The 15,781-nt window shown below is 60.5% G+C and carries 13 protein-coding genes; 5 read left to right on the forward strand and 8 right to left on the reverse strand.

Features of this window, described 5'->3' with window-relative positions:
- Nucleotides 1-166: 166 nt before the first annotated feature.
- From ACR0AG_RS02135 to ACR0AG_RS02150, 4 genes are all read left to right on the forward strand, one after another.
- Nucleotides 167-1,474 (forward strand): AAA family ATPase, encoded by a 1,308-nt coding sequence (locus tag ACR0AG_RS02135; protein WP_480835973.1) that lies wholly within the window; start codon nt 167-169, stop codon nt 1,472-1,474.
- A complete protein-coding gene (locus tag ACR0AG_RS02140; protein ID WP_480835975.1) occupies nt 1,471-2,577 on the forward strand; it encodes a ParB/RepB/Spo0J family partition protein in 1,107 nt (368 codons plus the stop codon). The genes ACR0AG_RS02135 and ACR0AG_RS02140 overlap by 4 nt, the downstream gene beginning before the upstream one ends.
- A 671-nt stretch (nt 2,578-3,248) precedes the next feature.
- A complete protein-coding gene (locus ACR0AG_RS02145) occupies nt 3,249-3,551 on the forward strand; it encodes a hypothetical protein (protein ID WP_480835976.1) in 303 nt (100 codons plus the stop codon).
- A gap of 35 nt (nt 3,552-3,586) precedes the next feature.
- Nucleotides 3,587-3,688 (forward strand): hypothetical protein, encoded by a 102-nt coding sequence (locus ACR0AG_RS02150; RefSeq protein ID WP_480835977.1) that lies wholly within the window; start codon nt 3,587-3,589, stop codon nt 3,686-3,688.
- 79 nt (nt 3,689-3,767) lie between these two features.
- Here the strand turns inward: ACR0AG_RS02150 and ACR0AG_RS02155 are convergent, their stop codons facing one another.
- The 8 genes from ACR0AG_RS02155 to ACR0AG_RS02190 form a co-directional block, all read right to left on the reverse strand.
- Nucleotides 3,768-5,138, reverse strand: a complete 1,371-nt coding sequence (locus ACR0AG_RS02155; protein WP_480835979.1) for a M20/M25/M40 family metallo-hydrolase — start codon at nt 5,136-5,138, stop codon at nt 3,768-3,770.
- Nucleotides 5,138-7,183 (reverse strand): hydantoinase/oxoprolinase family protein, encoded by a 2,046-nt coding sequence (locus ACR0AG_RS02160; RefSeq protein ID WP_480835981.1) that lies wholly within the window; start codon nt 7,181-7,183, stop codon nt 5,138-5,140. Before ACR0AG_RS02160 ends, ACR0AG_RS02155 begins: the two co-directional genes overlap by 1 nt.
- Nucleotides 7,170-8,981 (reverse strand): hydantoinase B/oxoprolinase family protein, encoded by a 1,812-nt coding sequence (locus ACR0AG_RS02165; RefSeq protein ID WP_480835983.1) that lies wholly within the window; start codon nt 8,979-8,981, stop codon nt 7,170-7,172. Before ACR0AG_RS02165 ends, ACR0AG_RS02160 begins: the two co-directional genes overlap by 14 nt.
- 73 nt (nt 8,982-9,054) lie before the next feature.
- Nucleotides 9,055-10,032, reverse strand: coding sequence for an ABC transporter ATP-binding protein (locus tag ACR0AG_RS02170; protein WP_480835984.1), 978 nt, complete (start codon nt 10,030-10,032; stop codon nt 9,055-9,057).
- Nucleotides 10,029-11,048, reverse strand: coding sequence for an ABC transporter ATP-binding protein (locus ACR0AG_RS02175; protein WP_480835986.1), 1,020 nt, complete (start codon nt 11,046-11,048; stop codon nt 10,029-10,031). Before ACR0AG_RS02175 ends, ACR0AG_RS02170 begins: the two co-directional genes overlap by 4 nt.
- Before the next feature lie 2 nt (nt 11,049-11,050).
- On the reverse strand, nt 11,051-11,950 hold the full coding sequence (locus tag ACR0AG_RS02180) for an ABC transporter permease (protein ID WP_480835988.1): 900 nt from the start codon (nt 11,948-11,950) through the stop codon (nt 11,051-11,053).
- A complete protein-coding gene (locus ACR0AG_RS02185) occupies nt 11,943-12,920 on the reverse strand; it encodes an ABC transporter permease (protein WP_480835990.1) in 978 nt (325 codons plus the stop codon). The genes ACR0AG_RS02180 and ACR0AG_RS02185 overlap by 8 nt, the downstream gene beginning before the upstream one ends.
- A gap of 87 nt (nt 12,921-13,007) precedes the next feature.
- The gene (locus tag ACR0AG_RS02190; protein ID WP_480835992.1) at nt 13,008-14,669 is read right to left on the reverse strand and encodes an ABC transporter substrate-binding protein; all 1,662 of its coding nucleotides are present in this window, start codon (nt 14,667-14,669) and stop codon (nt 13,008-13,010) included.
- Between the two features lie 211 nt (nt 14,670-14,880).
- Between ACR0AG_RS02190 and ACR0AG_RS02195 the strand changes: the two genes are divergently transcribed.
- On the forward strand, nt 14,881-15,669 hold the full coding sequence (locus ACR0AG_RS02195; RefSeq protein WP_480835994.1) for an IclR family transcriptional regulator: 789 nt from the start codon (nt 14,881-14,883) through the stop codon (nt 15,667-15,669).
- Nucleotides 15,670-15,781: the final 112 nt, after the last annotated feature.

The raw sequence follows: 15,781 nt of genomic DNA on the forward strand, positions 1-15,781 counted from the left end.
TGGCCGGCTCTTGGCCTGTCCGAATCGCTTTGGGCTCTTGGTCGCCTTGTTTTCTTACCCATGGGTAAGTTCGCATTCTTATAATAATTTCTTTTGCGTAATGTGCAAATAGGGCGTAAATGAGGAAGAAGCAGAAAATAACGTCCCAAACGATGAGACAACAGGCATGTACACGCACGAAGACCTGAACGCATTGCGCAACCAATCCCTCAAATTGCAGGGTTGGATTCGCCAGCAGACATTCAGCCCCGAGATGGAAAAGACGCTTCGCCGCTTTTCGAGCTGGGAAGTGTCCGAGCTGATTTTTCGCGTCAACCAATCGACCTTTCGCGGCAAGCTGGCCGCTGACCCGACCTTGCCCGGGGGTGAGGTCGAACCGGATGGGCGACAGCGCTGGTTCAGCCTGGAGGAAGTGAATGAGCTGCGCCGCAGACTGAAAGTGAACCGCAAATCGCTGATGCCGCCTCGCCCTGTTGGCAAGCGCGCGATCCGCGCAGCGGTGGCTAACTTTAAGGGCGGCGCTGGCAAGTCGACCGTCGCCCTGCATCTGGCCCACGCAGCGGCGCTGGATGGCTACCGGGTGCTGGTGGTCGACTTTGACCCGCAGGCCACGCTGAGCCATTCGATGGGCCTGACCGACGTGGCCGAAGACTTCACCGTCTGGGGTATCATGGCCCGCGATCTCATCCGTGAGACAGAGCGCATGAACAGCCGCCCTGCCGCTGCGGAATCCGGAACCGCCCTGCCCCGCCGCGAATTGCCGCCATCGATCACTGATATGGGTCTGGGTGATTTGCGGATCAGCGACTTCATCAAGCAAAGTTCGTGGTCAACCATCGACGTTATCCCCTCCTGCGCCAATGCAGCTTTTGTCGAGTTTGCCTCGGCGCAGTATCGGCATCTGAATCCGGAATGGTCGTTCTTTGCCGCTGTGTCGCGCTATCTCGATCAGATCCCCGATGACGCCTACGATCTGATCCTGTTCGACTGCCCTCCTGCAATTGGCTATCAGTCGATGAACGCGGTGTTTGCCGCGGACATGCTTTATGTTCCTTCCGGCCCCGGGTATTGGGAATATGACTCGACCACGTCTTTTATCGGTCAGCTGGCCGAAGCGCTCGAAGACCTGGCTTATGGGTTCGACAAGACCTTACCCACGGGTAAGATCGGCCTGCCGAAAACCTTTTGCGAGTTGCGATTTGTGCTGACCCGTTATGAGCCCGGGAATGCCCTGCACATCGCAATGTTCGAAGCGTTCAAGAAGGTGTTCGGTGACCACGTGGCTGAGCATCCGGTCGAGATGACGCGGGCTGTCGAACAATCCGGACGCTTTCTAAGTTCGGTCTATGAGATGGATTATCGCGAGATGACGCGCGAAACCTGGCGCCGCGCGCGCTCGACCTTTGACAATGTCTATGAAGAATTCCGGGGCGTAATGTTATCGGCCTGGGACAAGCTGGAGGATGACGCATGAGCCGCAAACGCAGAATGTTCGACATCGATATGCCGGCGATGGACGACATCCCGGTTGGCAAGGTTCCCGACAAAGTGCTTGAGAAACGCCGCGGTCCCATGGCCGCCGCAATCTCGGAAAACGCGGATGCGCTGCGGGATCAGAAGTCGACCGAGCAGAGCATCCGGGACGAAAACGATCGCCTCGCGCATGAATTGGTGCGCCTGCGGTCTGAGGGTTTGGTGACGGAACATGTTAACCTGGCGGATGTGGTCACCGAGAAACTGACCCGGGACCGCAAGCCAGGTCCGGACCCGGATCTGGAAGAACTGAAAGACTCCATTCGCGATATCGGTCTGTCGAACCCGATCCGGTTGGAACGTCGGTCAGACGGTCGGTTTGAATTGATCCAAGGCATGCGCCGGTTGTCTGCCTACAGGGCGCTGCATGAGGAAACCGGTGATGACTTTTACGCGCGCATTCCGGCCGGTATCTCAGAAGGCGCTGACCTGACCGACAACTACCGTCGGATGGTGGATGAAAACCTGATCCGCAAAGATATCTCATTTGCGGAAATGGGCGCTCTGGCGCGTGCCTATGCGGAGGACCCGACCAATGACTGCGCGGATGTGGACAAGGCGGTGGCGCTTTTGTTCAAATCCGCGAGCTATACCAAGCGGAGCTATATCCGGTCGTTTGCCAGCCTTCTGTTGATGCTGGACAAGGTCCTGATGCACCCAAACGACATTCCGCGCAACGTCGGGGTAGAGCTGAAGCGCAAACTGGATGCCGACCCTGGTCTGATCCGACAAGTCAGCACCGCGGTGATGAGCGAGCCGGATCGGGACGGTGCCCGCGAAGTTTCAATCCTTCGGTCATTCCTTGAGCCCAAAGCGGATGCGCCCAAGAAACCCGTAGCGGTGAGCGAAGGAAAAACCCGGCGCGCTAAAACGACTTTCCAGGTTTCCGGGCGGGCAGGGGTTGCGAAATGCTCTGCCTCGAACGGACGGATCGACCTGCGCTACGACCTGGATTTTACACGTCTGGACCGGGCCAGGTTGGAACGGGCGATAGCAGCTTTGCTGGAAGATCTTCAGGACGAAGACGATCTTACCCGCGGGTAAGATTTATGAGCAACGAAGCCAGAATGAAAGCGCCGGGCCAAGATCCCGGCGCTTGTTTTTTGGTCGATGCAGCACCGACCGACCCCAGGATTTCTGATGGTCGACGCCACCATAGTGCGTCAAGGCTATTGCACGATTGAGGGCAGGGGGGTGCAAAAAGAGCGCTGGGACATTCTTGAAGCCTACTCAAAGTGTGGCTCAGTCGGAAGGTCGTCAATTCTATGAAGGGTGTATGCATGTGGTGTAACAGCGATAAATTCTACTTGGTTTTATAATGATCAAAATACACAACATATGACCATTAAAAAATGAAAGCCTAGCTTTCTAACGTAGTTCGCTGTTCTTCAAAGAAGGCAGTTGGAAATCGAAATCATCATTGTATTGCACTTAGGAAATCTATGAATCGTTTTTGAAACTGCTTCGCGTTATGAGGGCAAGATCCAGATGGTTTCGGGCTCGGATGATATTGCGCTGGACTTCATGTTCTGGGGCGCGGAAAGCTGGATTTGCGGGCCATCGAATTGCAGGGGCAGGAGGTTGGCGAATTTTGTGCGCCGCTGGGGCTACTGAACGAGGCCAGCGACCCAATAGGGCAATGTAAACACGACCTACACCCTGTTCAGGGCAAAGGCAGCTCTAGGCCCTTACCTGCCATTTCAAGGGACCATCTGGTGCAACAGGATCAGTCCAAACACAGCGATGACGTCGGGGCCGGTGTCATTGGTTCTGCCATCGCAAATGATCCGCAAAACCGTGGCTCACGGTTCGCGCCGATTGCCGCAGACCCGCGAAATCACAGCGCGTCATACGGCAACATGGGGACGATCGCCGTGACTGAGTTCATGCCGGTCGCGCACGCATCAGTCTGGCAGCAGACTCCGTCCTGGCTTCTGGCGTCCGATGGTCCGATCCGAATCTCTCCGATCTATGCCCCGCGCCTGATCCCGTGGTTTGAGCGGCTTTTCTGGGTGTAACAAAAGTGCTAGCGTTCGAAGCGATAAGGAATCGCGTGTCAGGGCAGAGTTGGATCTATGCACTCTCACAGATTGGCCTGGACCCCACCGACCCGTTTCCAAGCGGTTTCCGGCTGTCGGATACTTGGGGCGGTTAGGGTCGCAAGAAGGCAAATCCCGGTGGGTATGCGACGGGCTCTGTGATGTTTGGTCGCCAGTGCGAACATATGCGATCGCTCATGATCCTTTCAGATCAGCGCGAGAAAGCGTTCCGAGTGCCTTCAGAACAGCTGCACCGGTCTTGATGCCATCGAGAAACCTCACCACTTCCAAGTTTTCGTTTGGTGCGTGGTTTGCCTCATCCGCATTTGCGTAGGGAATGACGAAGGCGTCTTTGCCCAGGATTTTGGTAAAGACATAGTCGGGAAGCGACCCGCCGACGGTGGGGTAGATCAGCGGTTCCATGTCGCGCGCCGCGATGATTGCGTCTCGCAGGGGTTTCGCATACGGGCTGTCCAGAGGTGTTTTTGAGGGCAACATGCCATTGTGCCGAATGACCTCGACGCCCGGTGCATGCTGCGCCACATGGGCTTCGATGCGTTCGAATACGTAATCGGGGGTCAGCGGTTCAACCAGTCGCACATCGCATTTCGCTATCGCCTCATTGGGTAGCACGGTTTTGCTGCCCGGCCCGCCATAACCGCCATGCAGCCCGTTGATCGTCAACGTCGGGTGGAACATCAGTCGGTCCCAATAGGGCCGGTCGCGGGGGCCGTCCATCTGGTCGAGCTTCAGGTCCTCCATCACCGCCTGCTCATCATCCGGCAAACGTGCCACCGCATCGCGTTCGAGGTTGGTGGGCGGGATCACCGGTTCGGTCAGACCTTCGACGGTGATATTGCCCTCGGCGTCTTTCATCGTGGCCAGTAGTTGCACCAGCGTCCAGATCGGGTTGGGCACCACGCCGCCGTAATTGCCCGAATGCACGTCGCGGGCGGCCCCTTTGGCAACCAGATCGAACGAGGCGACGCCGCGCACGCCGAAGGTGATCACCGGTGCGCCGCTTTCGTGCAGGGGGCCGTCTGATGTCACCACCAGATCGGCCTGCAGGCGATCGGCATTTTCACGCACGAAATCGGCGATCTGGGGGGAGCCGATTTCCTCCTCGCCTTCCAGCAGGAAGATGATGTTGCAGGGCAGGGTGCCGTTGACGGCAAGGTGGGTTTCAATCGCCAGCAACTGTGCGAAATGCTGGCCTTTGTTGTCTCCGATCCCGCGGGCCCAGATGCGGCCGTCTCTGAGGGTCGGTTCGAAGGGCGGGCTGATCCATTGGTCCAGCGGATCGGGCGGCTGCACGTCATAGTGGCCATAGAGCAGCACGGTGGGCTTTTCGGGATCAACCGTGGCATGGCCCAGAACAAAGGGGTGGCCCGGTGTTTCGACCAGCCCGGCGTCAAAGCCAAGTTCGGTCAGATGCCCGACGAGCATGTCCGCAACTTCGCGTATGCCGATGTCATGGGCCGAAATGGAAGGGTGGCGTACATAGTCCATGACCCGCGCGACAAAGCTGTCGGCATGGGTGTCGATGTGATCGAACAGAGCTTGCATCAGGCAGGATCCTTGGTCAGCAGCAACGCGCCCGAAGCGTGGACCGAAGCCGTCCAGCCGGGTGCGATCAGGGCGGTTGTATCCAGTTGCGTCAGGATGGCCGGACCGTGGATCGTGGTTTCCGCCCCAAGCGCGGCGCGGTCATAGACCGGCGTCTCAGCGATGCCGCCGGGCCAGTGCACTTTTTGCGTTTGCAGCGCGTCCGGCAGATCGGCTTTGGCAAGCGCGGGGCTGTTGATCGGTTCGGTTCGGCCGACGGCTTCGATCCGCAATGTGACCAGCTCAATCGGGGCGTCCAGAACAAATCCGTACAACGACGTGTGCGCGTCGCGGAAACGTTTTTCAGTCTCATCCGGGCTGTTGGCCCAATCGACCGCGATCTCGCCGCCTTGCCCGTGGAACCGCAACAGCGCGCGGGCGTTCAGGGCGCGCTGATCGGGGGCGATGCCCTCATGATCCATCCAGGCAGTGGCGTCCTGGATCAGGTCTGCCACGATACCGTCGCCTTGGGACTGGTTGATCGCACCGGGCGTTGGCAGGGCGCGGGTGAATTCGGCCTTCATATCGGCGGCCAGCAATCCGGCAGCACACAGAAGGCCGGGTGCTGCGGGGATCATCACCTGACGGATGCCGAGCAGTTCGGCCAGCGCGCAGCCATGCAGGGGACCCGCGCCGCCAAATGGGACCAGAGTGAAATCGCGCGGATCGTGTCCCCGCTCGACCGAGACGGTGCGCACCGCTCCGACCATGTTGTTGTTCATGATGGCCAGAATGCCCTGCGCTGCCGCCTCGGGCGTCAGGCCTAGCGGGCGCGCGACATTGTTGGTTACGGCAGCTTGGGCTGCATCGAGATCCAGCGACATGGCCCCGCCCAGCAGGGCCTGCGGCAGGTTGCCCAGGGCGACATGGGCGTCGGTCACGGTCGCCTCAGTCCCGCCATGCCCATACGCGGCGGGTCCGGGTCGCGCGCCCGCCGAATTGGGCCCGACCGACAGCGTGTTGTTCGCCACGGCCGCAATCGACCCGCCGCCCGCGCCGATTGTCACCATGTCCACCATCGGCAGCGACAGGGGCCATTCGCCCACCTTGCCTTGCTGCGTCAGGTTGATCTCTCCATCCCGGATCAGGCAGATGTCAGCGGATGTGCCGCCGATATCCACGGTGATGATGTCCTTGATCCCACACGCTGCCGCCGCATCGACAGCGCCCACCACACCAGCGGCAGGTCCGGACAGTGCTGTCAAAGCCGGCGCGGTGCGGATCGCGCCGGTCCCAGCGACACCGCCATTGGATTGCATCAGCAACAGGGGCGAGCTGGCTTCGGCCTCAGTCAGCCGGTTTTCCAGACGTGAGATATAGGTCGACACCCCAGGCATCACATTTGCATTCAGTACCGTCGCCAGCGAGCGTTCGAATTCGCGCACCACGGGCAGGACATCCGTGGAACAGGTGATGGCAACATCCGGCAGCGCCGCGCGCAACAGCTCGGCCACGCGTTTTTCGTGGGCGGGATTGGCATAGGCGTGCAACAGGCAGACGGCGACGGCCTCGACCTGCTGTCTGTGCAAACGGTCCGCCAGTGCGGTCACTCTGGCTTCGTCCAGCGGTTCGATCACATGTCCGCCTGTGCCGATCCGCTCATCAACCTCATGAATACGGTCTGCCGGAACGGGCCGTGCCGGTTTGACCCAGGTGAACAGGTTGGCGTGGCGCGGAATGTCCTGGCGCCCGATCTCAAGCACGTGGCGGAACCCGCGGGTTGTCACAAGGGCGGTGCGTGCGCCCTTGCCTTCGAGGATCATGTTGGTCGCAACCGTCGTACCGTGCAAAACGCGCGACAGGTCGGCTGCGCTAATGCCCGCATCCTTCAACACCATGTTCACGCCGGTCATGAAAGCCTGCGACGGGTCGCTGGGAACCGAGGCGGTCTTGGCCCGCCACACCGCGCCCGAACTGCGGTCGAGCAGAGAGATATCCGTGAAGGTTCCGCCGATATCGACGGCCACGGCAAAGGACGGGTCAAAGGACATATCAGACGAGGGCATCAACATACTCCTGTCGGTAAAAGCGGCGGGTTTCCGGGCGGTTGGCGCGCAGGGTCTGCGTGGCCTGCACGTCGAGCGCGTCGCCCGCGACCACCACGCCATATTCCGCTTGGGCGGCTTGCGTGGTGACAAACCCGCTCAGCACGTCCTGCAGTACGGTTTCTGCGGGTCGGTCGAACGGGTGACCATAGCCCCCGCCGCCGCCGGTTTCGATCCGCAAAATGTCGCCGCGCTTGAGCATGTTGCCGTCCGATAGCGGATCAAGCCGCACCTCCTGCGGTGTGCCCGGGTTCACGATGGCGATGCCATGACGGCCGGACTTGCCGCCGTGAATGCCCCAAGGCGGGTTCTGAACGCTGTCGATACGGATCGCGACCATGGTTTCTTCGGCCAGAATTTCGTATTCACGCACGATGCCGCACCCGCCGCGATACCGACCAGCGCCGCCGGAATCCGCGACAATCCCATAGCTGCGCATGGTCACGGGATAGCCCGCTTCCAGAAACTCGACCGGATAGTTTTCCTGCGCCACGAAATAGACCGCATCAATCCCGTCCGCTGTTGAGCGCGCGCCATAGCCAACGCCGATCCCATCCGCCAACAAGTAGGGTTCCAGCGTGCCATCCTTGGTGCGGTACTTCCCGCGCATGATGTTGACCACATAGGCCGAATTCGCCGCGGGAGCCTCGCCGCCCCCTGCGTTCAGCAGGCCGCACATGGCCGAGATCATCCGCATCGCGGTCAGGCCGCGCAGGCCCAGCGGGGCGGGGTATTCCGGTTGCAGAAAACTGCCTTTGCGAAACAGCACCTCGTCCAGCGCGTTGGGCCCGCCCGCATTGCAGACCTGACTGGGATCGCCCCCCAGATAGAACAGGCCCAGTGCCATGCCAGGCACGCCCTTGTTCATCAGATAATTGATCGGGCCGGGGGCCTGATCGTCTGTATCGCGGGCATCGAAAGTAAAATGATCTGCACCGTCCGCGCCCTTGGCACGCGTCAGCGAGAACCGCATATGAAACGGGCCGTTTCCGTGCCCATCGGTGTCAATCGCATCGGTGAAGGAATAGGTGCCGTAATCGAAGGTCTCGGCCATCTTGTCCCGCACCAGGTTTCGGGTGCGTTCCAGCAATTGCGCCAAGGCGTCCTCGGTCACGTCCGGCCCGAACCGGTCGAGGATTTCGCCCACCCGGCGCACGCCAAGCTCGACACTGGCCATCAGCGCGCGCATGTCGCCTTCGCTTTGTTCGGGATAGCGCGAATTGCGGTGAAAGATGTCGAGCACGGCCTGATTGACCTGACCGGCCTCGATCATCTTGGTGACGGGGATCATCACACCTTCCTGAAAGATGTCGGTGGCATCCGGGCTGATCGACCCGGGACGTAGCCCGCCGATATCGGCGAAATGCGCCCAGCTCATGACAAAGGCGCAGACGCGGCCTTCGCGGAAGACCGGCGCCAGCAGGACCTGATCGTTGGAATGGGAAATCGCGCCGTATGAGCCGTAGCAGTCATTGTACCAATAGACATCACCGTCCTGCATCGTCTCGATCGGAAACTTTTCCAGCACGGGACGGGTCATGTCGCCAAAGATCGGCACCATCGACCCCACGGCCATCGTGCCGTTGCCGTCGAACAGCGCCGTATAGAAGTCTTTCTTTTCGCGGATGAAGGCCGAGATGGCCGTGCGCTCGATCAGCGCCTCCATCTCGGATTGCGCAGCTGCAATGGCCCCGCGGATGATTTCGAGCGAGACCGGATCGCACAGGGCGGATTGGCTGAGCCGTGATGGCTTGTTCATGGTCGTCTCCCTTCTGATAAGCTGAGGGTGAGCACCGTCCGACCGGACGTGCCTGAATATGGGGCGAACCGCGTCATTCTTCGGCGAAATGGCACGCGACGCGGCGTGATCCTATGGGGCGGGGCATCGGCACTTCTTCGGCGCATCGGGTCTGCGCGCGCGGGCACCGGTCGCGGAACACGCAGCCCGAGGGCGGATTGCGTGGGTCCGGCGCACCGCCGCCAATTGGCAGGGGATCGTGACTTTGATCTACATGCGGCGTGGGTACCGCCGCGACCAGCGCCTGACTGTAGGGGTGCAGCGGGGCATGCACGATGTCTTCGGTCGGGCCATCCTCCATGATCCGGCCCAGATACATGACGATGGTGCGGTCGCAGACATAGCGCACCAGTGCCAGATCGTGACTGATATAGATCGCCGTCAGCCCCAGCCGGTCGCGCACGTCGCGAAAGACATTCAGCACGCCCGCGCGCACCGACACATCCAGCATCGAGACGGGTTCATCCGCGACAACGAATTCCGGTTCCAGGATCAACGCGCGTGCCATGACGACGCGCTGTAGCTGCCCGCCCGAGAGTTGGTGCGGATACCGTTCGAGGAACTGTTCCGGATCGCCCAGCCCGACAAGCTCCAGCGCGTCGATGACGCGGCTGGGCCACTCATCACGCGGAATGCGGGCGTTGGCCAGCGGTTCTTCCAACGTCTTTCGGATGGAATAGCGAGGGTTCACCGCGTCGAACGGGTTTTGGAATATCATCTGCGACCGGCTGCGAAAGGCGCGCAGCTCATCACCCGACAGGTCTTTGATCTCTTGACCATCAAATCGGGCCGAACCGCCCGTGACCTCCTCCAACCGCACAAGAATGCGACCCATTGAGGTCTTGCCACAGCCGGATTCACCCAGCAGCCCGACGCTTTCGCCTTTCTTCAGGGTCAGCGTCACGCCATCCACCGCCTTCACGGTCGACGGAAGACCCATCATCGATGATATCGCGTTGCCGATCTTGTAGTGAAGCTGCGCGTTCTCCATTTCGATCATCGTCTCGGTCATGCGGCGGTTCCCCAGGTTGCGGGGTTGCGGGCCGTTTCTCGCAGAGCGGCGGCCTCATCCGCGCGGTGGCAGGCGACGTGATGGTCAGGCGCGGCCTCGGTCAGGGGCGGTTCGGTCGTGCGGCACAGATCGGTGGCAAAGGGACAGCGCGGGGCAAAGCGGCAGCCTTTGGGTGGGTCGATCAGGTCTGGCGGGCTGCCGGCGATGGGGGTCAGAACACCGGTTCCGGCGGATTGCAGATCGGGAAACGCGTTTTTCAACCCCATCGTGTAGGGGTGCAGCGGTTCATTCAGCAGGGTCGCGGTATCGCAGTTTTCAACAACCTTGCCCGCATACATCACCACTGTGCGGTCGCAGATATAGGCCACGACCGAGATATCATGCGTTACCATGATGACGGACAGGCCAAGGTCGCGCTGCAGGCTGCGTAACTGATCCAGAATCTGGCGTTGGTTGATGACGTCCAGCGCCGTCACCGGTTCATCCGCCACAACCAGCTTCGGGTTCAGAGCCAGTGCCAGCGCAATTGCTGCGCGTTGCCGCATCCCGCCCGAGAATTGATGCGGGAAGTCGCGCAGGCGGCCCGGGTCGATGCCCACCATCTCGAACAGCTCAACGGCCCGCGCGCGGGCCTGTGATTTGCTCATGCCGCCCCGGTCGCGCAGCACTTCCATGATCTGATATTCCACGCGGTAGACCGGATCGAGCGAGTTCATCGCCGATTGCGGAATGAACGAGATATCGCGCCAGCGCAGGGCATTCATCTCACGCTCGGAAATCGCGGCGAGGTCTTGGCCGTCGAACTGCATCGCGCCGCCCGCGATGCGCGCGTTGTCGGCAATCACGCGGGTCAAGGCACGGGCCATGGTGGTCTTGCCGCAACCGGATTCCCCGACCAGACCGACGATGGCGCCTTGCGGAACGTCGAAAGACGCCTCACTGACTGCGACCACATCCAGCGCGCCCACCTGATAGGCAATCGACAGGTCTTGGATGGAAAGAAGCGTGTCTGCCATGGTCAGCGCCCCAGCTTCGGAAACAGCAGGTTTTCATACCCGCGCGAGATGAAGAAACCGGCGCTGACCACAAGGATGATCGCCAACCCCGGCGGGATGAACCAGTGATAGGCCTGCCGCGCCAGCGCCTGACTGGCGAAGGCGTCCTGCAGCATGAAGCCCCAGCTGATCGCATCCGGGTCGCCGAAGCCCAGAAAGCTGATCGATGCCTCGGTCAGGATGGCCCAACCGATGGCGATGGAGCCGTAAAGGAAGCTGAGCGGCAGGATATTGGGGGTGATGTGGCGCAGGATGATCTTCAGGTCCGAGGACCCGACGACACGTGCCGCCTCAACATACCCGCGCGAGCGCAGCGACAGGACTTGCGAACGGATCACCCGGCCCGTGTCGCGCCACAGCACCAGCGCCATGGCGATGACCGTGTTCCAGATCGAGGGCTCGGAAAAGGCCGAGATCACGATGACGAAGGGCAGGAACGGGATGCCGAAGGCCACATCGGCCAGCCGCATCAGAAAGGCGTCGACGCGGCCGCCGAAATAGCCCGCCAGCAAGCCCACGACCGAGCCGATGAACGCCACCATGAATGCCGCAGTGAACCCGACCAGCAGTGCCGATCTGGCCCCCCAGACGATCTGGGAAAAGATATCGCGCCCCAGCGATGTGGTGCCCAGAATATGCCCCTCTTCCCCCGGCAAAAGGTCCGAGGCGAGGTCGAAATCTTCGGTATAAAGGATCTCGGTCGGGTCATAGGGTGCGATAACCGGCGCGGCCAAGGCGGTGATGATGAACAGCGCATAGATCAACAGCCCGGCCAGGGCAAAGGGATCGCCCACCGGCAGCTTGATCGCCTCGAATATCCGCGCGATGCCCGAGGGGGCCGCCTTGATCGTCGCATCAGGCATGAGAAATCCTCGGGTCCAGGAAGGTATAGAGCAGATCGGCAATCAGGTTCATAATGATGACCACGATCGCGATCATCAGGAACGCCCCCTGCGCCAGCGGATAGTCCGAGGCCGCAACCGCATTCACCAGCTCTCGCCCAAGCCCGGGCCAGGAAAACACGCTTTCGACCACGACATTGCCTTGCAACTGATAACCCACCGCGATGGCGAATGAGGTCATGACCGGCAGCAAAGCGTTTCGCGCGCCATGCCGGATCACCACGGCAGAGGGCGACAGCCCCTTGATCTTGGCCATGGTGACGAAATCTTCTTTCATCACGTCCAACATGTTCGACCGCATCAGCAACAGCGGCAGGCCTTGCGAATAGATCGCCAGCGTCATCATCGGCAGGAACAGGTGCGACAGGAAATTGGCCGAGGTATAAAGCTGCCACAGGCTGTCATAGCTGGTGCCTGCGGACCGCGTGCCACCTGCGGGGAACCAGCCCAGCGAAAAGGAAAAGATCGCCAGCAGCACCATGCCCAACCAGAACTCGGGCATCGCGCGGGTGGCGAGAACGGCGGGCAGGGCCGCCGCCTCGAACCGCGAATTGCGCTTCCACGCCAACCATGCGCCCGCAAGGATGCCGAAGGTATAGGCAACGATCAGCGAGGAAAAGGTCAGGATCAGGGTGTTCGGCAACAACAGCATGATCCGCTCTGAGACGGGGCTGCGATAGCGGAAGGAATAGCCAAGCTCACCCTGCAAGAGATTACCCAGATATGTGAAATACTGCTGCCACAAAGGCTTATCCAAACCGAACTGCCGGATCAGCACTTCTTGCTGTTCGGCGGTAAAGGTCGGGTCGATATAGGCCGCCAGCGGGTTGCCGGGCATCAGGCGGAACATCAGGAACAGGATCGTCACCACCGCCCAGAGGACCAGCATCAGTTGCAGCGTGCGTATGAGGAAAGGCTTGAGAGTGTTCATCTCTGTCCTGAAAGGACCCCGGAGGGTTGGTTGCGGTGGTGAGAAATTGTGGCGCGGCGATTGCCCGCCGCGCCAGCCCGACGGGCGTTAGTCCGCGAGTGTTTCCTTGACACCATCGGGATAGGTCAGCCGATCCCCGACGCCGCCATAACCGGCCTCTTCCAGGATCGATTTGGCCACATCACTGCCTGCCTTGAACCCGTTCACGACGTCCTCGGCGTGCCAGTATTCCAGCGCCGGCGAGACGACCGAGTTCGACGGCACGGCAAACTTTTTGAAGGCCGCGTTCACGATCAGGCGGCGGTCAACAGCCGCAGACAGCGCGCGCCGGAAGGCCGGATCGTTGAACGGTGGGCGGCGCAGGTTGAAGGCGACATAGCGGAAACCGATATCGACGGTCGAGACAACTTCAAGATCGCCATCCTGTTCAGCCGCATCCAGCAGGACCTGCGGATCGCCCTGGAAATCGGTCAGGAAGTTCAGCTCACCCGAGCGCAGCATACCCAGCGCGGCCTCGGCGTTTGGTACCAGACGCAGGATAAAGCGCTCGGCCTTTGGGGCATTGAAGTGGTCGGCATTGGCCTCGAGCACGATTTCTTCGTTGGGCAGCCAGCGCACGAACTTATAGGCCCCGGACCCGATCGGAACATCTTCCTGATAGCTTTCCGCGTTCTCGTCCTTGGTGGCCAGATCCGCTAGAATGGGCTCCCACACATGTTTCGGGATGATGTTGATCTTGGCCAAGCTGGAGGTCAGGAAAGAGGCTGACGGCGTATTGAGCGAGAAGACAATCGTGTTGTCGCCTTCGACAGAGACACTGGCGACATTGCTGCCGAACGGGGCGTACATCGGGGCCTCGCCGCCTGTGGTCGCCTCATAAGAAAAGACCACATCATCGACAGTGACCGGTTGGCCATCATGGAAAGTCAGCCCGTCGCGCAGCGTGACCGCGATGGTGGTGTCATCGCGCCATTCAAAGCTTTCCGCCGCCCAGGGCTGTGGCAAACCATCGGGGCCCACGCGGAACAGACGGTCATAGATCAGTTCCGTCAGCCAGTTGTCGGTCACGCCCGAGATATAAAGCGGGTTCACCGCAATCACATTGTCCGAGCTGTTGACGATGATGTCCTTCTGATCGCCGGTCGGCGTCAGGCCCAGCCACGTCCAATAGCTGCGGATGCCGATGCCCGACTGATCCACAACCGAGGCCGGGTCGAAGACGGTCTTGTCAAAGGCAAAGGCCTGCTGCGGATGCACCAGCATCATGTTGGGTTGGTCCGCATCCAGAATTTCCTGCGCCTTCAGCACCAGTTTCTGGCGCGCCTCGGGGTCGACGGTCACCCGCTGTTCTTCGACCAGCGCGTCATATTCGGGATTCTTGTAGCCGATGAAATTGTATCCGTTCTCGGCGGTGGAGGAATGGAACAGGTTATAGATGATTTCATCGGGGTCGGAGCGTTCGGGCCGTCCGGTCATCTGCCATGCGGTCACATCCCAATCGTCACGGTTGTACCAGACGGCATCGGCCATTTGTGACCAGGGCATCACGTTGACATTCACGTCCAGCCCCAGCTTGCGCCATTCCTGGGCGATCAGCTGGATGGCCTGAAACTCGGCCGGTTGTGCCGCCTGCGGGCGGGTCAATAGTTCGATGGTTCGGATTTGATCCTGTGCGCTGGCACTTGCCGCCCAAAGCGATGCTGAGACAGCAAGTCCGGCAGCAGCTGTAACAAGAGTCTTCAAGGTCATTCTCCCGTTGGTTGGCCCACGGGGCACGCGGGCTGTTTCAATCCTGGCGGTCGTTTCTTTGCCGCCGAAGGCGCAGCAACCTTTCCCATGGTCGCCCGGCAAAGTCGTTGCCCCGGGCGCGGTATTATTGTTTTACTCACTGAAACGAGTTTGCTATCGTTCGGTCAGTAAAACACAGATTCGCTTAAAAGCAAGAGTGTCGAGAACGCCGATGTCACAAGAAACCGCCCAAACAGGACCAGAGCGAAAGTCGTATCGCATTGACGCGGTAGCCCGCGCCTTGCGGGTGATGGAGGCGTTGGCCGAAACCCCCGGGATCGGCGCAACCGCCCTGGCAGAGCAGCTTGGACTGACCAAGTCGATCGTCTTTCGCCTTTTGCAAACGCTGGAAGAGGACGGCTATGTCCAGCGCGATGAAGAGCGCGCGATTTACTCGTTGGGATACCGCGTGGCACTGCTGGGTGAACGCGTCGGGCGCGAGGGCGCCTTGTTGCAGGTTGCCCGCCCGGTGATGGACGCGCTGCGGGATGATACGGGCGAAAATGTCAATCTGGTGATCCGCGAGGCGACCTCCTCTGTAGCCATTGCAACGCGCGAGGGATTGCACAGTATAAGGCTTTTTGCGCAATTAGGGCAGCGTGGGCCGCTGCATGCCGGGGGCGGCTCGATGCTGTTGCTGGCCTATGCCGAACCCAGCATCCGCGACAGCGTTCTGGCCAGCGAGCTTGAACGGTTCAGCCCGCACACGATCACCGACCCCGAGCGGTTGCGTGAGGTTTTGCTGCTGATCCGGGCCAATGGCTACAACGTCGCGATCAATGATCTGGACGACGGGGCGTTTTCGGTTGCCGCCCCGATCCGCAACAGCGCTGGTGAGATCATCGCCGGTATTTCCGTAGCCGGTGCGTCTGTCCGGCTGGATGAGGTCCGCCGCGCAGCCTATATCGAAAAAGCTTTGGCCGCGGCCAATGAGATTTCCGAGAAACTGACTTTGGGCTGATCCGACGCCTGACAGAATGTCCGGGCCACGGCCGATTTCTGCTGTCGCAGTGGTCGAGGCACGAGCCTTGCGTGGAATCATTTTGTCGGTTTATGTTTTAATCATTGCTACA

The organism is Ruegeria sp. H6 (assembly GCF_056532975.1).